Below are 20,123 nucleotides of genomic sequence, written 5' to 3'. Positions count from 1 at the left end.
AACAAGATGCACACCGTGATGCTCAAAGCCAAACTGCACCGTGCAGAAGTCACTCACGCCGTGCTCGACTACGAAGGCTCATGCGCCATCGATGGCGAGTGGCTGGACCTGTCCGGCATTCGCGAGTACGAGCAGATCCAGATCTACAACATCGATAACGGCGAGCGTTTCACCACCTATGCCATCCGTGGTGAAGAAGGTTCACGCATGATTTCGGTCAACGGTGCCGCGGCTCACAAGGCGAAAGTCGGCGACCGTGTGATCATCTGCGCCTATGCTCAGTATTCCGACGCCGAACTGGTCGATTTCAAGCCACGCATGCTTTATATGGCGCCGGGCAATGAACTTAGCCATACCAGCAATGCCATACCGGTACAGGTTGCCTAGGTAATCCCATACACACACAACACTCAGCTTGTGTGAAATAGTACCGGCCTCATGTAAGACAGAGCGCAGACAAACAGGCATGCGGGGGGTAGTCTCCGTTGAGTTGCCGAGCATTCAAGTTTGCGATCTGGCTTTTCAACCTCCAAGGCAGTTCAAGTTAAAGGAAACCCGCAGCGATGGCGTACTACCGCAATCCTTCTGATGTGACCGCTCTGCCCGCCTGGCAGGCGCTGAGTCAACACCGCCAAGCCATGCAGGATTTCAGCATGCGCGATGCGTTCAATGCAGACCCGCAACGCTTCAGCCAATTCACCCTCAGCAGTTGCGGCCTGTTTCTCGACTACTCCAAAAACCTGATTACGAGCGAAACACAGGACCTGCTGGTCAACCTGGCCAATGAAGTCGGCCTGAAGGAAGCGATCCAGGCACAATACGACGGCGAGCTGGTCAACTCCTCCGAAGGTCGTCCGGCGCTGCACACCGCGCTGCGCCGCCCGGTTGGCGACAAGCTGCTGGTCAATGGCGTCAACGTGATGCCGGAAGTCCACAAGGTCCTTAACCAGATCACCGAGCTGGTCGGTCGCATTCATGACGGTCTGTGGCGCGGTTACACCGAGAAGCCCATCACCGACGTGGTGAACATCGGCATCGGTGGCTCGTTCCTCGGCCCGGAGCTGGTGTCCGAAGCCCTGTTGTCGTACGCCCACAAAGGCGTGCGCTGCCATTACCTGGCCAATATCGACGGCAGTGAATTCCACGAACTGTCGATGAAGATCCGCGCCGAAACCACGCTGTTCATCGTTTCGTCGAAATCCTTCAACACCCTGGAAACCCTGAAGAACGCCCAGGCCGCACGCGCCTGGTATCTGGCTCAAGGGGGCTCCGAGGCCGAGCTGTACCGTCACTTCATCGCAGTATCGAGCAACAACGCGGCAGCGGTTGCGTTCGGTATCCGTGAAGAGAACATCTTCCCGATGTGGGACTGGGTCGGCGGTCGTTACTCGCTGTGGTCGGCCATCGGCCTGCCTATCGCGCTGGCCATCGGCATGTCCAACTTCAAGGAGCTGCTGTCCGGTGCCTACACCATGGACCAGCACTTCCAGAGCGCGCCGTTCGAGAAGAACATGCCGGTGCTGCTGGCCTTGCTGGGCGTGTGGTATGGCAATTTCTGGGGCTCACAGAGCCACGCGATCCTGCCTTACGACCACTACCTGCGTAACATCACCAAGCACTTGCAGCAGCTGGACATGGAATCCAACGGCAAGAGCGTACGCCAGGACGGCACGCCGGTTTCCACCGATACCGGCCCGGTCATCTGGGGCGGCGTAGGCTGCAACGGTCAGCACGCTTATCACCAGTTGCTGCATCAGGGCACCCAACTGATTCCGGCTGACTTCATCGTGCCGATCGTCAGCTTCAACCCGGTTGCCGACCATCACCAGTGGCTCTACGCCAACTGCCTGTCCCAGAGCCAGGCGCTGATGCTGGGCAAGACCCGCGCCGAAGCCGAAGCCGAGCTGCGTGAAAAAGGCGTACCGGAAGAACAGGTGCAGCAGATTGCGCCGCACAAGGTCATTCCGGGCAACCGTCCGAGCAACACCCTGGTGGTGGAACGCATCAGCCCGCGCCGTCTGGGCGCACTGGTGGCGATGTACGAACACAAGGTTTTCGTACAGAGCGTGATCTGGGGCATCAACGCCTTCGACCAATGGGGCGTCGAGCTGGGTAAAGAGCTGGGTAAAGGTGTTTACCAGCGCCTGACCGGCGGTATCGAAGAGCCTGCCGAAGACGCTTCGACCCAGGGCCTGATCAACTACTTCCGCGGACGTCACCGCGGCTGATCACCCTTGCATGGGTAATGATGTGGGAGGCAGCCCTGTCGCCAGCAAGCTGCCTCCCACAGCTACCGAACTCACCTGGCAAAACCTGACAACAGCCCCCCACTCATTCGCGATCCCTCACCGGCTTCTATTCTTGTACCCACACAAGATCAAGGAGGCCGATCATGTTCGATATCCGCGCATTCCCCAAAGCCTACGCCACAAGCCTGGCCGCACAGCTGAGCCCGGCCGACTATAAACGCCTGTATCGCCAGTCTGTGGATAACCCCGAGCAATTCTGGGCCGAACAGGCCGCCGCCTTTCTCGACTGGTCAGCCCCTTGGGACGAGGTCCACCGTTCTGACTTCAGTACCGGACAGGCAAGCTGGTTCAAGGGAGGCAAACTCAATGTCAGCCACAACTGCATCGACCGCCATCTGCAAGGCCGAGGCGATCAGATCGCGCTGATCTGGGAAGGCGACAACCCGACCGAATCCGCCGAAGTCACCTACAAGAAGCTGCACCACAACGTTTCCCGGCTGGCCAATGTCCTGAAGATTCGTGGCGTCCGCAAAGGCGACCGGGTGTGTATCTACATGCCGATGATTCCCGAAGCCGCCTACGCCATGCTCGCCTGCGCTCGCATCGGCGCCGTGCATTCGGTGGTGTTTGGCGGCTTTTCTCCGGATGCCCTGCGCGACCGGATCCTGGACTCGGACTGCCACACGGTCATTACCGCCGATGAAGGCATACGGGGCGGTAAATATATCCCCATGAAACACAACGTCGACAAGGCGCTGCAAAGCTGCCCGAACGTAAGCACCGTGCTGGTGGTGGAGCGAACCCAGGGAGAAATCGACTGGGTCAAGGGCCGCGACCTCTGGTATCACGAAGCGCTTCACGGCATCAGCGATGACTGCCCGCCAGAGCCCATGGACGCCGAAGACCCGCTGTTCATTCTCTATACCTCCGGCAGCACCGGCAAACCCAAGGGCGTGCTGCATACCACCGGCGGCTATCTGCTGCAGGCGGCCATGACTTACAAGCATGTGTTCGATTACCGCGATGGCGAGGTTTTCTGGTGTACGGCGGACGTCGGCTGGGTCACCGGCCACAGCTACATCGTCTATGGCCCCCTTGCCAATGGCGCGACGACGCTGATGTTCGAGGGCGTGCCCAACTACCCGGATGCCTCACGCTTCTGGAAGGTCATCGACAAGCATCAGGTCAATATCTTCTACACCGCACCCACCGCCCTGCGGGCCTTGATGCGCGAAGGCCCGGCGCCTCTGCAAGGCACGTCCCGGGAAAGCCTGCGGCTGCTGGGCAGTGTCGGCGAACCGATCAATCCCCAAGCCTGGGAATGGTATTTCCATCAGGTGGGCAAGGAGCGTTGCCCTATCATCGATACCTGGTGGCAGACCGAAACCGGCGGCATCATGCTCACGCCCCTGATCGGTGCCAGCCATTTCAAACCCGGCTGCGCGACACAACCCATGTTTGGCGTGCAGCCGGTACTGCTGGATGAACAAGGCCAGGAAATCAAGGGCCCCGGCAGCGGCCTGCTGGCAATCAAGGCCAGTTGGCCGGGACAGATCCGCAGTGTCTACGGCGACCCGCAACGCATGATCGACACCTACTTCAAACCTTATGCCGGGTATTACTTCACCGGCGACGGGGCACGTCGTGACGAAGATGGCGATTACTGGATCACTGGCCGTGTGGACGATGTGCTCAATGTGTCAGGCCACCGGATCGGTACGGCCGAAGTCGAAAGCGCCCTGGTGCTCCACGACAAGATCGCCGAAGCCGCAGTGGTGGGTTATCCCCACGACGTGAAAGGCATGGGCATCTATGCCTTTGTCACCCTCATCAACGGCATCGAACCCGGCGATGACCTGCAAAACGAGCTGCTGGCCCATGTCAGCAAGGAGATCGGCAAATTCGCCCGGCCCGACCTGATCCAGTGGGCGCCAGCCCTGCCCAAGACCCGCTCGGGCAAGATCATGCGGCGTATCCTGCGCAAGATCGCCAGCAACGAACTCGATAACCTGGGCGATACCTCGACCCTGGCCGATCCCGGGGTTGTGGATAACCTGATCGACAAACGCTTGAATCGATGAGGCAAGCGAGGCATGGTCTGCACCATGCCCGCCGTTGTAACCCGAGAGCACATGGAATTCATTCGTCGTCGTATAGAAACCCAGGTCATGAGCCTGACCGGATTGTCATTGGGCCAACTGGATCTGGAGAATCCCAAGGGCGATCCCGGCCTGTTCGGCCCCCAGGCCATTTGCTGGCGTGTGCATGGGGACTTCACCAGCATGTTGATCGGTGGCATCAGCGCCTTGATGCTTCAGGCGCTGCACCCACTGGCGCTGGCCGGGGTCTGGGATCACTCCAGTTTCCGCGAGGACATGCTCGGCCGCTTGCGACGCACCGGACAGTTCCTTGCAGGGACCACGTTCGGCGCCACCCATGACGCGAACTGGCTGATCGAAAAGGTCCGCACCATCCACCTGCAAGTCACGGGCATTGCACCAGATGGCCGGCCTTATGCCGCCAGCGACCCTGACTTGCTGACCTGGGTGCATGTGGCGGAAGTCAGCAGTTTTCTTGCGGCGCACCTGCGCTATCTCGACCCTGAGCTGTCACAGGCCGAACAGGACACCTACTACGCGGAAACCGCCCTCATCGCCGAACGCCTGGGCGCCCGTGATGTACCGCGCTCACGCCAACAGATTGCCGATTATCTGGACAACATTCGCGGGCAACTGCTGTGCGACGACCGCAGCCGCGAAGTGATGCGCCTGCTGCTCAACGAGCCCGCACCCAACAGGCTGGTCAAACCCTTTGGCGCCCTGATGATGCAGGCCGGGATCGACCTGCTGCCGCTCTGGGCCTGCGAAATGCTCGATGTCGAACAAGGCCCCTTGCGGCGCAGGATGATTCGCGCCAGCGTCAATGGCTGCGCGCCGATACTGCGCTGGGCGGTGCGCAACGGCTCCATTCATCGGGCGCAGCGAAGAATGGCCCCTGTATAAGATGACCACCGGGTTCCCGGTTGGAATCGGGCTTTGCATATGTGCCAACATGAGCCCATTGATCACGCCGCGCCGTCACCCGGCCCGGCCCAATAACAATGAGGATCAGCACCATGCAAGACGTCGTTATCGTTGCCGCCACCCGGACTGCCGTCGGCAGCTTCCAGGGCTCACTGGCCAGCATTCCCGCCGTGGAGCTGGGCGCAGCCGTCATTCGCCAGCTCCTGACCCAGACCGGCGTGGATGGCGGGCAGATCGATGAAGTCATCATGGGCCAGGTACTGACCGCTGGTGCCGGGCAAAACCCGGCGCGTCAGGCCGCGATCAAGGCAGGGCTGCCGTTTGCAGTGCCCGCCATGACCCTGAACAAGGTCTGTGGCTCGGGCCTCAAGGCGCTGCACCTAGCCACCCAGGCGATTCGTTGCGGCGATGCCGAGATCATCATTGCCGGTGGCCAGGAAAACATGAGCCTGTCCAACTATGTGATGCCCGGCGCACGCACCGGTCTGCGCATGGGCCACGCCTCTCTGGTGGACACCATGATCAGCGACGGCCTGTGGGACGCCTTCAATGACTATCACATGGGCATCACCGCAGAAAACCTCGCCGACAAGTACGACATCAGCCGTCAGGCACAGGACGAATTCGCTGCCACGTCCCAGCAGCACGCCGTTGCCGCCATCGAAGCCGGGCGTTTCGTGGATGAAATCACCCCGATCATGATTCCTCAGCGCAAAGGCGATCCGCTGCGCTTCGATACCGATGAACAGCCACGCGCGGGGACGACTGCCGAATCCCTGGGCAAGCTCAAGGCCGCCTTCAAGAAAGACGGCACGGTCACCGCAGGCAATGCCTCGTCCATCAACGATGGCGCAGCGGCCGTCATGCTGATGAGCGCCGCCAAGGCCGAGCAACTGGGCCTGCCGGTCCTGGCGCGCATAGCCGGTTATGCCAATGCGGGCGTGGACCCGGCCATCATGGGCATCGGCCCTGTCAGCGCGACACGTCGCTGCCTGGACAAGGCTGGCTGGTCACTGGAAGAGCTGGACCTGATAGAAGCCAACGAAGCGTTTGCCGCTCAGTCGCTGTCGGTCGCCAAGGAATTGGGCCTGAACCTGGAAAAGGTCAACGTCAACGGTGGAGCCATCGCTTTGGGCCATCCCATCGGCGCCTCCGGTTGCCGCGTGCTGGTGACCCTGCTGCATGAAATGATCAAGCGCGACGCCAGAAAAGGCCTCGCCACCCTCTGTATCGGCGGCGGTCAGGGCGTAGCGCTGGCGCTGGCACGCTGATCCATTGAGTCTGGCTGATCGCTCCTGCGCAAGCGATCAGCCATCTCCCCGAGTCCTGTAACTGGTAAACTCCCGCGCCTAATTCCAGCCCAAGGCGCTCTGCATGTCTTCCTTGAATCAGGCGCTCAGCGTCGCCCTCGATAACCGTCAAAACCTGCTTGCCGAACTGCATCAGCAAGGGACGGACTGCTATCGGCTGTTTCATGGCAGCCAGGAGGGCGCCAGCGGCCTGACCATCGACCGTTATGGCCCGCAACTGCTGGTGCAGAGCTTTCATGACACGCTGGATCTGGACTCGCTGCTGGGGTTGCATGCGATGGTCAATGCCCGGCTGGGCCTGGAAACCCTGCTGGTCTACAACGACCGCTCCCAGGGCAACTCCCGCATCGACCGCCAGGACCCGATCTACAAGGCTCAAGAGGCTGCACTGCAAGACCTGATCGGTCACGAGTGGGGCTTGAACTACCGGGTGCGCGGCCGTCATACCGGACAAGACCCTTTGCTGTTTCTCGATCTGCGCAATACCCGCGGCTGGGTCAAGGCTCACAGCAAGGGCAAGAGCGTACTGAACCTGTTTTCCTACACCTGCGGCGTCGGCCTGAGCGCTGCTGCCGGTGGCGCGAGTGAAGTCTGCAATCTGGACTTCGCCGAGAGCAACCTGGCCGTGGGCCGGGAGAACGGCGCACTCAACCCGCAATTGCCGCCGATGCAGTTCATCCAGTCGGACTACTTCCCGGCCATCCGGCAACTGGCAGGCCTGCCCGTCAGCTCACGCCGCGGGCAAAAACTCCCGGCCTACATCAAACTGCAGCAACGCCAATACGATCTGGTGCTGCTCGACCCGCCAGCCTGGGCCAAGAGCGCTTTCGGCACGGTGGATCTGCTGCGTGACTACCAGAGCCTGCTCAAACCGGCACTCTTGAGCACGGCCGAAGACGGCGTGCTGATCTGCTGCAACAACCTGGCAAAAGTCAGCATGGACGATTGGCGCGAGCAGGTTCTGCGTTGTGCCAGCAAAGCGGGCCGACCAGTGCGTGATTGCCAGGTCATGAAGCCTGCCGAAGACTTTCCGTCCCGGGACAATCAGCCTCCACTCAAGACGCTGATTCTGCAGTTCTGATATCGCCCAGTTTTAAAGGAAATTTCCTACAACGCTAGGCGGCTTGGCCTTTTGAACCCAATGGGCATGCCATACTCCAAGGAGCTCCGAAAGAGAGAGACAAAGCCCCGATGTCCAAAGGATTGAAACGTACTCTTGGCACTTTGCTGGCTGTATTCGTGCTCTACAGCCTGCTGGGCTTTTTCATTCTGCCCGGTATTGCCCTGCGTATCGCCAACCAGCAGTTGAGCAACTACTCCACCGTTCCGGCAAGGCTCGAACGCCTTGAGCTCAATCCCTACAGTCTGGAGCTGACGCTCTGGGGCCTGAACATCGGCGTTCCCGGCAAAGAGCAGATTGCCTTCGAGAAGCTGTATGCCAACCTGCAGATCGACAGCCTATGGAGCGGTGCCCTGCACCTGCAAAAGGTCGAGTTGAACGCGCCCAGAACCGAAGTGCTGTTCGACAAGTCAGGCAAACTGAATCTGGCGCAAGTGTTCAAGCTGCCTCCCAGTGAACCGGCCAGCAATGAGCCCGCAGGCAAACCCTTTCCGCTGCGTATCGATGAGTTGAAACTGGCCGAGGGCTATGTCCACTTCCAGGACATGCGCCCCGGCGAGCCCATTGAATTCCTTTACGACAAGCTGAACCTGGAGCTGAAGAACCTCAGCACGCTCCCGGAAGACAACGCCGACATGACTATGGTCGCCATCGGCCCCGACGGCGGCCAGATCGACTGGAAGGGACGCATCAGTCTGGTACCGATCACCTCCGAAGGCACCCTCAAGGTCACCGACAGCAAGATGAAGCTCTGGTGGCCTTATGTACGCGACGCCCTGCCACTGGCACTGAAAGACGGCATTCTGAACTTCAGCACCAGCTACACCCTCGACCTGAGCAAGGAAACCGAACTCAAGCTCAGCAACGCCGCCGCCAGCGTCTCACCCTTCGCGCTCGATGCACCTGATGGACGGCCTCTGGTACGCCTGCAAAGCCTTGAAGTCAGCGAGACGTCGGTGGATCTGGCCAGACAGCTTGTCACCGTCGGCAAGATCCGCAGCAACAAGCTGGAAACCTGGGCTGCACGAGAGGCTGATGGCCAGCTGGACTGGCAGAAGCTCTTTGCCAGCCAGCCGGCAAAACCGGCACCGAAAAAACCGGAAATCGATGCCAAGGCCGCCGAGCCTGCTTCCGATGCCAGCTCTCAGGCTGCCGCTCGCCCGGCATCCCCGGCCAAACCCTGGCAAGTTCTGCTACGGGATGTGCAACTGCGTAACTATCAGGTCCACCTGGCGGATCGGGTCCCCAAGGAAGCCGTCACTCTGGATGTCGGGCCTCTGAATCTGGACATGCAGAACTTCGACAGCCTGAACAAATCGCCTTTCACCCTCAAGCTCGATACCGGGCTGGGCAAACAGGGCAAGCTGACAGCCGCAGGGGACGTCAATCTCAGCCCGGTGAGTGCGCGCCTGAATGTCACGACACGGGATATCGACCTGCGTCTTGCCCAGGCCTACATCAGCCCGTTCATTCGTCTGGAAATGCGCAGCGGGATGCTCGACAGCGACCTGGCCGTTGACCTGAAAAGCACCGAGCCTCTGGCTTTGGCCGTTACGGGCAAGGCTCAGGTCAACCAGTTGCATACCCTCGATACCCTCAAACAACGCGACTTCATGAAGTGGCAGCGTCTGGAAGTTGAAGGCCTGAATTATCAGCATGGCGACAACCTGTCGATCACCCAGGTCAATCTGGAGCAGCCTTATGCGCGCTTCATGATCAATGACGACCGCACCACCAATATCGATGACCTGCTGATTCCCCAGCCTGCCGACAAGCAGCCCGCGCCAGCCGCGTCCAAAACTGCCAGCAATGAAAAACCCCTGGGCATTCACATCGGTGAGGTCAACATCAAGGATGGCTCGGCCAACTTCGCCGACCTGACCCTGACCCCCAACTTCATCACCGCCGTGCAGCAGCTCAATGGCCGCATCGGCACCATCGACAACCGCCAGCCCGCACCGGCACCGGTGAACGTCGAAGGCAAGGTGGACCGTTATGCGCCGGTTACCATCAAGGGCAGTCTCAACCCGTTCAACCCCATGGCCAGCCTCGATATCGCAACCAGCTTCAAACGTGTCGAGCTGACCACGCTGACGCCCTACTCCGGGAAGTTCGCCGGGTTCCGGATCCGTAAAGGCCGCCTGAACCTCGATCTGCATTACCTGATCACACAGGGCAAGCTGAAAGCTCAGAACAAAGTGCTCGTCGAACAGTTGCAACTGGGTGAGAAAGTCGACAGCCCTGACGCGGTGGATTTGCCGATTCGTCTGGCGGTCGCCCTGCTCAAGGACACTCAGGGCCGGATTTCCCTTGAACTGCCGGTTGAAGGCGACCTCAACAACCCGCAATTCAGCGTCATGCCCATCGTCTGGCAAACCCTTCGCAACCTTGTGCTGCGTACGGCACAGGCACCCTTCAAGTTGCTGGGAGGCCTGGTCAGTGGTGGCAGCTCGCAAGACCTTGGCAGCGTGAGTTTCGCGCCCGGCTCCAGCGAACTGAGCAATGACGCCATCAAGGCACTGGACACCTTGGCCAACGCACTCAAGGAGCGCCCCACCCTGCGCCTGGAGATCGAAGGCACCAGTGCGGCCAGCAGCGATGGCCCTCTGCTCGCCCAGCAGCGACTGGAACGCGAATACCAGTCCACCTACTACAAGATCATGCAGCGCCGTGGCGACAAGGTACCGGCCAGAGCGGCACTGCTGCAGGTCCCCGATGACGAGAAAGGCCCGATGCTCGAAGGCATCTACCGCGCCCGCCTCAAACAACAGCCACCGGCTGAATGGACCGACCTTGGCAAGGAAGAGCGCCTGAACAGAATGCGTGCCGCCGTGCTCAAGTTCTGGAGCAGCAACGAGGTCCTGTTGCGTGAGCTGGGCCAGGACCGGGCTGGCAGTATCAAGGACTATCTGGTACAGAAAGGGCAACTGGAAGACGAACGTATCTATTTCGTCGATGCGCACCTGGGCCAGGCACAAGCGGATGGCCGGGTGATCAGCCCACTTCATCTGGACAGCGAGTAAACGAGTTGAATAGAACCCCGATCAGCCTTGCCGGTTTCATCCTGCTGGCGCTCTCTGGAGCGCTGGCGGCGACAAGCGTACAGGCTTCGACCTTGCGTTGCGGCAGCCAGTTGATCAGCACCGGGGACAGGCTTTTCGAGGTTCAGCAGAAATGCGGTGAGCCTGTGAGCCAGGAAGTCCTGGGAAGCAAGGAAACCTACAGCAGCAACTACCGCAGGTCCGAGGAAGTGAGAATCGAGGAGTGGATCTACGGCCCTATCAACGGCATGTACCAGTACCTGCGCTTCGAGGGCGGCCGTCTGGTGCGAATCGACAGCAGACGCGGTAACTGACCTCTCTGAAATAGAACAGGCCCCGGTACGGATACCGGGGCCTGTAATGGCCACATCCTTGTGGCCTCTCGCATGAACTTCCTGTCTGCCGACAACCTGAAAAGGTATCGGCTTGACGTCAGATGCTCATTACAAAGGATTACTCAGCTTTCAGGCCATCAGCCGAAACAGCCTGAACACCTTTGATTTTCTTGGTGATGGCTACAGCCGTTTTCTTCTGAGCTTCGGTCACGGCAACAGTAGAGGACAGGGAAACCACGCCTTTGTTGGTTTCAACCTTGATGTCCGAGCCTGGGATGCCTTTTTCAGTCAGCAGGTCAGCTTTGACCTTGGTGGTGATCCAGGTATCAGTGGTCGCTTCCTTGGCCTGAGTCACTTCACCGGCAGCCAGCATCATTGGAGCCTGGGTGTTGGTCTGAGCGAATGCAGCGTTAGCCATGGTCAGTGTCAGGGCAGTTGCGGTGGCAGCAGCGATAGCGAACTTCTTCATACGATAACTCCTGTTTTTCTCAGAAACTGCACCAACCATCGTTGGTTGCAGGGTTACTGGTTATATCGCAAGGGGTGTGCCAATCTGCCACAAACAATAAAACCCTTTAAATACAACAAGTTATAATTTTCACCATTTTGCACGATCGTGCAGATTGCCCGTTCGACCAAAAACTCCACTTGCAAGATGCATGTTCCCATCGGGCGTTTTGAGTGGGTTTTACGCAAGCCTTTATTTACGCTCATAAAAAAAGGATCCCGAAGGATCCTTTCTTTGGCGAAGCCTGGCGAGCTATCAGACGCCCGACGCTTTTGCAGCGGCTACGTCCTTGATCGACAGCTTGATACGGCCGCGGTTATCCACGTCCAGTACCAGAACTTCGACTTCCTCACCTTCTTTCAGGATGTCGGTCACTTTCTCTACACGAGCATCGCTCAGCATGGAGATGTGAACCAGACCGTCCTTGCCTGGCAGGATGTTCACGAATGCGCCGAAATCGACGATACGCTCAACCTTGCCGACGTAGATCTTGCCGATTTCCGCTTCAGCAGTGATACCCAGAACGCGCTGACGTGCTGCTTCAGCCGCTTCCTTGGTTTCGCCGAAGATCTTGATCGAGCCGTCGTCTTCGATGTCGATCGAAGCCTTGGTCTCTTCACAGATTGCACGGATGGTCGCGCCGCCTTTACCGATGACGTCACGGATCTTGTCGGTGTCGATCTTCATCGCGATCATGGTCGGAGCGTTGGCCGACAGCTCGGTACGCGACTGACCAATGATCTGGTTCATCTGGCCGAGGATGTTCAGGCGAGCTTCCAGGGCCTGGCCCAGGGCGATCTCCATGATTTCTTCGGTGATGCCTTTGATCTTGATGTCCATCTGCAGCGCGGTAACACCTTTGGAGGTACCGGCTACTTTGAAGTCCATGTCGCCCAGGTGGTCTTCGTCACCCAGGATGTCGGTCAGAACGGCGAACTTGCCGCCTTCCTTGACCAGACCCATGGCGATACCGGCAACAGGTGCCTTCATCGGTACACCGGCGTCCATCAGAGCCAGGGAAGCACCGCAGACCGAAGCCATGGAGCTGGAACCGTTGGACTCGGTGATTTCCGATACGACACGGATGGTGTACGGGAACACGTCGGTTTCAGGCAGCATGGCCTGAACGCTGCGACGAGCCAGACGGCCGTGGCCGATTTCACGACGACCAGCACCACCCATGCGACCACACTCGCCTACCGAGAACGGAGGGAAGTTGTAGTGCAGCATGAAGGGGTCTTTCTTCTCGCCTTCGAGGGTGTCCAGCAGCTGTGCGTCACGGGCAGTACCCAGAGTCGCGACAACCAGAGCCTGGGTTTCGCCACGGGTGAACAGTGCCGAACCGTGAGTCTTTGGCAGAACGCCGACTTCGATGTTCAGAGGACGAACGGTGCGGGTGTCACGGCCATCGATACGTGGCTTGCCGTTGACGATGTTCTCACGCACGGTGCGGTATTCGATTTCACCGAAAGCTGCTTTGACTTCGCCGGCAGACGGGCTGCCTTCTTCGACAGCCAGCTTGGCAACGACCTGATCACGCAGCTCGCCCAGACGCGCATAGCGGTCGGCCTTGACGGTGATGGTGTAGGCCTGGGAGATCGCGTCGCCGAACTCGGAACGGATCGCGCCCAGCAGCTCGGTGGCTTCCGGCTTTGGCTGCCAGCTCCAGAGAGGCTTGGCGGCTTCGGCGGCCAGTTCCTTGACTGCGTTGATCACGACCTGGAATTCGTCGTGGGCGAACAGAACGGCGCCCAGCATCTGGTCTTCGGTCAGTTCCTTGGCTTCGGATTCAACCATCAGAACAGCTTCGGAAGTACCGGCTACGACCATGTCCAGGCTCGAAGCCTGCAACTGCTCGTAAGTCGGGTTCAGCAGGTAGCCGGTGCTTTCGTGGAAAGCAACACGGGCAGCGCCGACAGGACCGTCGAACGGAATGCCGGAGATGGCCAGGGCAGCCGAAGTACCGATCATCGCAGCGATGTCCGGATCGGTTTTCTTGCTGGTGGAAACCACGGTGCAGACAACCTGCACTTCGTTCATGAAGCCTTCTGGAAACAACGGACGGATCGGACGGTCGATCAGACGCGAAGTCAGGGTTTCTTTCTCGGAAGGACGGCCTTCACGCTTGAAGAAACCACCAGGGATCTTGCCGGCAGCGTAGGTTTTTTCCTGGTAGTGCACGGACAGCGGGAAGAAGCCTTTGCTGGCATCGGCCTGTTTGGCACCGACCACTGTCACCAATACGCTGACGTCGTCGTCAACGGTGACCAGTACTGCGCCGGAAGCCTGACGGGCGATGCGGCCAGTCTCCAGGGTTACGGTCGATTGACCGAACTGAAATTTCTTGATTACCGGGTTCACGGTTTCCTACCTTTTCTGTGGCTCTTGGGGAACTGGTTTCTTGCGAATTCTTGGGCAGCGAGGGGAATCGGACCCTTCGGCAGTCCAGATAAAACTAGAGGCTGGAAGCCTGCCAGAGCCATCGGTATACCGATGATTCGTGACAGACAACCAACCTCTCGCAACGTCGTTATTAGCGACGCAGACCCAGACGACCGATCAGGGCGCTGTAACGGCTAACGTCCTTACCTTTCAGGTAATCCAGCAGCTTGCGACGCTGGTTTACCATACGGATCAGACCACGACGCGAGTGGTGGTCCTTACCGTTGGCCTTGAAGTGGCCTTGCAGTTTGTTGATGTTGGCGGTCAGCAGTGCAACTTGCACTTCTGGCGAACCAGTGTCACCAACAGCTTGCTGGTAGTCGGTTACGATCTGAGCTTTTTCTTCAACGCTGAGTGCCATGTGGGCAATCCTTCAGTAAAGGAGCCGCTTCCGGAGAAGACGGTTCCAACAGGCCGGGGACAAACCCCGTATTAAAAAATGAGATGTGACCGTGCCTGTTGACAGCCACCCTCGTTCCAGTCCGCCTGCATGCAGACAGCCTGGTTCCGGTCATTCTGACCGAATCAGACGACGCGGCGCTATACGCCCGTCTTCGCTTACTTCACCGATACCGATGAAGCGACCTTCGTGATCCTGCACCCGGACCATGCCGAACTTCGGCGCATCCGGTGCTCTTACCGGCTGACCATGCAGCCAGTAGAAAGAACTGTGTTCCGAAAACTGCAGCAATGGCCAATGTAGCAGACCGCTGTCAGATGGCATCAGGAAACGGTCGACCGCTTCGTTGCCACCGTCGGCGTGGACCTGCTCAAGCTCTTCCAGCGTGACCGTCTGGCTCAGGTTGAAAGGCCCGGCCTGGGTACGGCGCAGCTCTGCAACATAGGCTCCACAGCCCAGTTTCTCACCGATATCCTCGACCAGGGTCCGAATATAGGTGCCTTTGCTGCAATCGACCGAAAGACGCGCAGTCTCGGACTCGCAAGCCAGCAATTCCAGGCGCGCAATAGTAACAGAACGAGGCTCGCGCTCCACTACTTCACCTGCACGAGCCAGCTTGTAAAGAGGCTGGCCATCACGCTTGAGAGCCGAGTACATCGGAGGTATCTGGCTGATTTGCCCGCGAAATTCCGGCAATACCGCTTCGATATCTTCACGACCAACGGTCACCGGGCGAGTCTGCAACACTTCGCCTTCGGAGTCGGCCGTGGTGGTGGTCTTGCCCAGTTGCATCAGCGTCTCGTAGGACTTGTCCGAATCGAGCAGGTACTGAGAGAACTTGGTGGCTTCACCGAAACACAACGGCAACACACCTGTCGCCAGTGGGTCGAGGCTGCCGGTATGCCCGGCCTTTTCGGCATTGAGCAACCAGCGCACCTTTTGCAGGGCCGCATTGGAAGTAAAACCCAGTGGCTTGTCGAGCAGGATGATTCCGCTGACGTTGCGGCGTATACGCTTGACCTGAGCCACGCCTTACTCCTCGCTACCGTCCGGCTTCACGCCTTGTGGCGCGGAACCTTCCTGATGTTGTCCATCTTCAGCCACTGCACGCTCGATCAATGCCGAGAGATGTGCGCCACGCGCCACGCTTTCGTCGTAATGGAAATGCAACTGCGGCACGCTGCGCAGCTTCATCTCACGGGCCAGCTGCATGCGCAGGAAGCCGGCGGCGGAGTTGAGCACCTTGATGCTCTGCGCGATTTCCTCGGCGCTGTCCTGGCCCATTACGGTCATGAAAATCTTGGCATGACCCACATCACGACTGACATCGACAGCCGTGATAGTGACCAGACCCACACGTGGGTCCTTGATTTCGCGACGGATCAACTGCGCGAGTTCACGCTGCATCTGATCGCCGATTCGTTGGGTACGGCTATATTCTTTTGCCATGGTTTGCTACCTGTTACTGACTCGGGACCAAACCCTGACAGTCTGAAAGCGGCAAACGCCCGGCCTGACAATTGCCAGACCGGGCGTTGCGTTGAGAGCCCATGACAGCCCCGTGCATTTGCATGCGTGGTGCTGCCATGGCTCCTGTAGCTCGCGATTTAGAGGCTGCGAGCAACCTGGACCTTCTCGAAGACTTCGATCTTGTCACCGACCTTGACGTCGTTGTAGCTCTTGACGCCGATACCGCATTCCATGCCGGCACGAACTTCAGAAGCATCGTCCTTGAAGCGGCGCAGGGATTCCAGCTCGCCTTCAAAGATAACGATGTCGTCACGCAGAACGCGGATTGGACGGTTACGGTGAACAACACCTTCAACGACCATACAGCCTGCGATCGCGCCGAATTTCGGCGAGCGGAACACGTCACGCACTTCGGCAATACCGAGGATGTTCTCGCGAACATCGCTGCCCAGCATACCGGTCAGTGCTTTCTTGACGTCTTCGATGATGTCGTAGATCACGTTGTAGTAACGCATATCCAGACCTTCCTGCTCGACGATCTTGCGAGCGCCGGCATCGGCACGCACGTTGAAGCCGAACAGTACAGCGTTGGAGGCCAGTGCCAGGTTGGCGTCGCTCTCGGTGATACCACCGACACCGCCACCGACGACACGCACTTGCACTTCATCGTTACCCAGGCCGCCCAGGGCGCCCTGCAGAGCTTCCAACGAACCACGGACGTCGGATTTGAGGACGATGTTAAGCGTCTTCTTCTCTTCCTGGCCCATGCTCTCGAAGATGTTTTCCAGCTTGCCGGCATGCGCACGAGCCAGTTTGACTTCACGGAACTTGCCTTGACGGAACAGAGCAACTTCACGGGCTTTCTTCTCGTCAGCCAGTACGCTCATCTCGTCGCCAGCGTCCGGCGTGCCATCCAGACCGAGGATCTCGACCGGAATCGACGGGCCAGCTTCTTTTACAGGCTTGCCGTTTTCGTCGAGCATGGCGCGGATGCGACCGAAGTTCGAACCGACCAGAACCATGTCGCCCTGACGCAGCGTACCGTCCTGAACCAGAACAGTGGCAACCGGGCCGCGGCCCTTGTCCAGACGGGATTCAACGACAACACCACGTCCAGGAGCCGATGGAGTGGCCTTGAGTTCCAGAACCTCTGCCTGCAACAGGACCGCTTCGAGCAGTTCGTCGACGCCGGTACCCATTTTCGCGGAAACCGGAACGAAAGGCGTATCACCGCCCCACTCTTCGGAAGTCACGCCATGGACCGACAGTTCGCTACGGATGCGATCGAGGTCTGCGCCCGGCTTGTCGATCTTGTTCACTGCAACAACCAGCGGCACGCCAGCAGCCACGGCATGCTGAACGGCTTCGATGGTTTGCGGCATCACGCCGTCGTCTGCTGCAACAACCAGGATGACGATATCGGTCGCCTTGGCACCACGAGCACGCATTGCGGTAAACGCGGCGTGACCCGGGGTGTCGAGGAAGGTGACCATGCCGCGTTCGGTTTCAACGTGGTAGGCACCGATGTGCTGGGTGATACCACCGGCTTCGCCAGCAGCAACCTTGGCACGACGGATATAGTCGAGCAGGGAAGTCTTGCCGTGGTCAACGTGGCCCATTACGGTCACGACCGGAGCACGGGCGAAGGTTTCACCCACGAACTTCAGGGATTCGGCCAGGGAATCTTCCAGGGCGTTGTCGCTGACCAGCGTGACCTTGTGGCCCAGCTCTTCGGCGATCAACTGGGCAGTTTCCTGATCCAGTACCTGGTTGATGGTCACCGGAGTGCCCAGCTTGAACATGAACTTGATGACTTCAGCTGCCTTGACGGACATCTGCGCCGACAGTTCGCCGACAGTGATGGTCTCGCCGATGGCAACGTCACGAATAACCGGACCGGTAGGGTTCTGGAAACCGTGGGCATTGCGTTTCTTCAGCTTGGACTTGCCACGACCACCACGACGGAAACCATCGCTTTCTTCGTCGGTAGTACGAGGAGCAACGCGAACAGCCGGCGCCTTCTCTTTTACCGAAGCGCGATGCGGAGCGTTCTTGCGCTCGCCGTCACCGCCACGGGCGTTGCGGTCATCGCCACGGGTCTTGTCCGGACGACGCTGATCGTCACGCTTGCGAACTTCGACAACAGGCGCAGCAGGTGCGGATGTTGGCGCAGGTGCCGCCGGGGCAGCAGGCGCTTCACGCACAGGCTCTGCAGCAGCCACCGGGGCTGGCGCAGGAGCAGCAGGTGCTGCAACCGGCTCGGCAGCAGGCTGGCGACGCGCTTCTTCTTCGGCGCGGCGCTTGGCTTCTTCTTCAGCCTTTTGACGGGCGGCATTTTCTACCGCACGGCGTTCGTCCAGCTCACGCTTGCGCTCGGCTTCGATTTCTTCCGGGCTGCGTTGCACGAAAACTTTCTTCTTGCGCACTTCAACGCTGATACTTTTGCTGCCGGCAACGCGCAGGGTGCTGGTGGTCTTGCGCTGCAAGGTAATCTTGCGCGGCTCTTCCACTTTAGCCTTGTGGCTGCTTTTCAAGTGAGTCAGCAACGATTGCTTTTCACTGTCGGACACATGTTCCTCGGCGGCGGTGTGCGGCAGACCTGCCTCACGCATCTGCTGCAGCAGGCGCTCTACCGGTGTTTTGACCTCATCGGCCAGTTGTTTCACCGTGACTTGCGTCATGCACTTCTCTCCTCAGGCCGCGCCTGTTACTCGAACCAATGGGCTCGGGCGGCCATGATCAACTTGCCGGCACGATCATCGTCAATGCCGTCGATGTCGAGCAGGTCATCTATAGACTGCTCGGCCAGGTCTTCGCGGGTAATTACGCCGCGCACCGCCAGTTCCATCGCCAAATCCTTGTCCATACCCTCAAGCGAGAGCAGGTCTTCGGCCGGATGGGCGTCTGCCAGCTTTTCCTCAGTAGCGATGGCTTTAGTCAACAAGCGATCCTTGGCACGAGCGCGAAGCTCGTTGACGGTTTCTTCGTCAAAGCCATCGATGTTGAGCATTTCTTCCAGCGGTACGTAGGCAATCTCTTCCAGGCTGGTGAAGCCTTCATCAACCAGCACCTGCGCCAGATCTTCGTCGACTTCCAGCTCGTCGATGAAGTTGCGCAGAATGTCGCCAGTCTCTGCCTGCTGCTTGGCCTGGATGTCCGATTCGGTCATCACGTTCAGGGTCCAGCCAGTCAACTGACTTGCCAGACGCACGTTCTGACCGCCACGACCAATGGCCTGAGCCAGGTTGTCCGCACCAACAGCGATATCCATAGCATGGGCATCTTCATCGACGATGATTGCAGCCACTTCAGCAGGAGACATTGCGTTGATCACGAACTGTGCCGGGTTATCGTCCCAGAGCACGATATCCACACGCTCGCCACCCAACTCGCCGGATACGGCCTGAACACGCGAACCGCGCATGCCGATACAGGCGCCTTGCGGGTCGATTCGTTTGTCCTTGGAGCGAACAGCGATTTTTGCACGCGAACCCGGGTCACGGGAGGCAGCCATCACCTCGATCAGACCTTCGGCAATTTCCGGTACTTCGATACGGAAAAGCTCGATCAGCATTTCCGGCGCAGTACGCGACAGAATCAGCTGTGGGCCGCGGTTTTCAGTGCGGATTTCTTTCAGCAAAGCCCGCAGACGCACACCGACCCGGAAAGTCTCACGGGAGATGATGTCTTCACGAGCCAGCAATGCTTCGGCATTGTTACCCAGGTCAACGATGACATTGTCACGCGTAACCTTTTTGACAGTACCGGAAATGATTTCGCCCAGACGCTCGCGATAGGCATCGACCACCTGAGCACGCTCGGCTTCACGAACCTTCTGCACAATGACTTGCTTGGCGGTCTGCGCAGCAATACGACCGAATTCGATGGACTCGATCTTCTCTTCGATCAGATCGCCAGCGACAGCACCCGGCTTTCTGGCCTGGGCCTGGTCTACAGCCAGCTCGTAAGCCGGATCGTCCAGATCTTCGTCTTCGACCACATTCCAGCGACGGAAAGTCTCGTAGTTACCGGTGTGGCGGTTGATTTCCACACGCAGTTCAACCTCATCTTCAAAACGCTTCTTGGTAGCAGTGGCAAGAGCCAACTCCAGCGCTTCAAAAATTACTCCTGCCGGAACGCCCTTTTCATTGGACACCGACTCAACAACCAGCAGTACTTCTTTGCTCATCGTACGCCTCGCCTTTCGCAAGCCATTGGATCCGCG

The 20,123-nt window shown here is 59.0% G+C and carries 15 protein-coding genes; 8 read left to right on the top strand and 7 right to left on the bottom strand.

Annotated features, from left to right (window positions below; translation table 11 throughout):
- The first annotated feature begins 6 nt into the window (after positions 1–6).
- The 8 genes from panD (at position 7) to KQP88_RS03870 (ending at position 11,057) form a co-directional block, all read left to right on the top strand.
- Complete coding sequence (gene panD, locus KQP88_RS03905; protein WP_025258514.1) at positions 7–387, top strand: aspartate 1-decarboxylase; 381 nt, start codon at positions 7–9, stop codon at positions 385–387.
- Positions 388–563: 176 nt separating this feature from the next.
- Positions 564–2,228, top strand: a complete 1,665-nt coding sequence (pgi, locus tag KQP88_RS03900) for a glucose-6-phosphate isomerase (RefSeq protein WP_200994747.1) — start codon at positions 564–566, stop codon at positions 2,226–2,228.
- Between the two features lie 164 nt (positions 2,229–2,392).
- A complete protein-coding gene (gene acs / locus KQP88_RS03895) occupies positions 2,393–4,330 on the top strand; it encodes an acetate--CoA ligase (RefSeq protein ID WP_216704901.1) in 1,938 nt (645 codons plus the stop codon).
- Positions 4,331–4,381: 51 nt separating this feature from the next.
- Positions 4,382–5,251 (top strand): oxygenase MpaB family protein, encoded by an 870-nt coding sequence (locus KQP88_RS03890; protein WP_216705883.1) that lies wholly within the window; start codon positions 4,382–4,384, stop codon positions 5,249–5,251.
- A gap of 113 nt (positions 5,252–5,364) precedes the next feature.
- Positions 5,365–6,543, top strand: coding sequence for an acetyl-CoA C-acetyltransferase (locus tag KQP88_RS03885; protein WP_216704900.1), 1,179 nt, complete (start codon positions 5,365–5,367; stop codon positions 6,541–6,543).
- 103 nt (positions 6,544–6,646) lie between these two features.
- Positions 6,647–7,663 carry a class I SAM-dependent rRNA methyltransferase gene (locus tag KQP88_RS03880; protein WP_216704899.1) on the top strand — a complete coding sequence of 339 codons (1,017 nt, stop codon included), beginning with the start codon at positions 6,647–6,649 and terminating at the stop codon, positions 7,661–7,663.
- A 110-nt stretch (positions 7,664–7,773) separates the two neighbouring features.
- Positions 7,774–10,725 (top strand): DUF748 domain-containing protein, encoded by a 2,952-nt coding sequence (locus KQP88_RS03875; protein WP_216704898.1) that lies wholly within the window; start codon positions 7,774–7,776, stop codon positions 10,723–10,725.
- 5 nt (positions 10,726–10,730) lie between these two features.
- Complete coding sequence (locus KQP88_RS03870; protein WP_198726559.1) at positions 10,731–11,057, top strand: DUF2845 domain-containing protein; 327 nt, start codon at positions 10,731–10,733, stop codon at positions 11,055–11,057.
- A gap of 139 nt (positions 11,058–11,196) precedes the next feature.
- Here KQP88_RS03870 and KQP88_RS03865 read toward each other — a convergent pair whose 3' ends face one another.
- The 7 genes from KQP88_RS03865 to nusA all read right to left on the bottom strand — a co-directional run bounded on the left by KQP88_RS03865 (position 11,197) and on the right by nusA (position 20,087).
- On the bottom strand, positions 11,197–11,547 hold the full coding sequence (locus KQP88_RS03865) for a BON domain-containing protein (RefSeq protein ID WP_025258506.1): 351 nt from the start codon (positions 11,545–11,547) through the stop codon (positions 11,197–11,199).
- Between the two features lie 294 nt (positions 11,548–11,841).
- Positions 11,842–13,947: a polyribonucleotide nucleotidyltransferase gene (gene pnp / locus KQP88_RS03860; protein ID WP_198726554.1), complete on the bottom strand. Its 2,106-nt coding sequence runs from the start codon at positions 13,945–13,947 to the stop codon at positions 11,842–11,844.
- A 172-nt stretch (positions 13,948–14,119) separates the two neighbouring features.
- The gene (gene rpsO / locus KQP88_RS03855) at positions 14,120–14,389 is read right to left on the bottom strand and encodes a 30S ribosomal protein S15 (protein ID WP_002555121.1); all 270 of its coding nucleotides are present in this window, start codon (positions 14,387–14,389) and stop codon (positions 14,120–14,122) included.
- 150 nt (positions 14,390–14,539) lie between these two features.
- Positions 14,540–15,457 (bottom strand): tRNA pseudouridine(55) synthase TruB, encoded by a 918-nt coding sequence (gene truB / locus KQP88_RS03850; protein WP_200994752.1) that lies wholly within the window; start codon positions 15,455–15,457, stop codon positions 14,540–14,542.
- A 3-nt stretch (positions 15,458–15,460) separates the two neighbouring features.
- Positions 15,461–15,877 carry a 30S ribosome-binding factor RbfA gene (gene rbfA, locus KQP88_RS03845; RefSeq protein ID WP_025258503.1) on the bottom strand — a complete coding sequence of 139 codons (417 nt, stop codon included), beginning with the start codon at positions 15,875–15,877 and terminating at the stop codon, positions 15,461–15,463.
- 158 nt (positions 15,878–16,035) lie between these two features.
- Entirely contained in the window at positions 16,036–18,579 is a 2,544-nt protein-coding gene (infB, locus tag KQP88_RS03840) for a translation initiation factor IF-2 (protein ID WP_200994753.1), read from the bottom strand.
- Between the two features lie 26 nt (positions 18,580–18,605).
- Positions 18,606–20,087 (bottom strand): transcription termination factor NusA, encoded by a 1,482-nt coding sequence (nusA, locus tag KQP88_RS03835; RefSeq protein ID WP_025258501.1) that lies wholly within the window; start codon positions 20,085–20,087, stop codon positions 18,606–18,608.
- Positions 20,088–20,123: the final 36 nt, after the last annotated feature.

Source organism: Pseudomonas lijiangensis, assembly GCF_018968705.1.
Taxonomy (GTDB): Bacteria; Pseudomonadota; Gammaproteobacteria; order Pseudomonadales; family Pseudomonadaceae; genus Aquipseudomonas; species Aquipseudomonas lijiangensis.
Note: the sequence above shows the minus strand (reverse complement) of the source record. Positions and strands in the feature narration are given on the sequence as shown.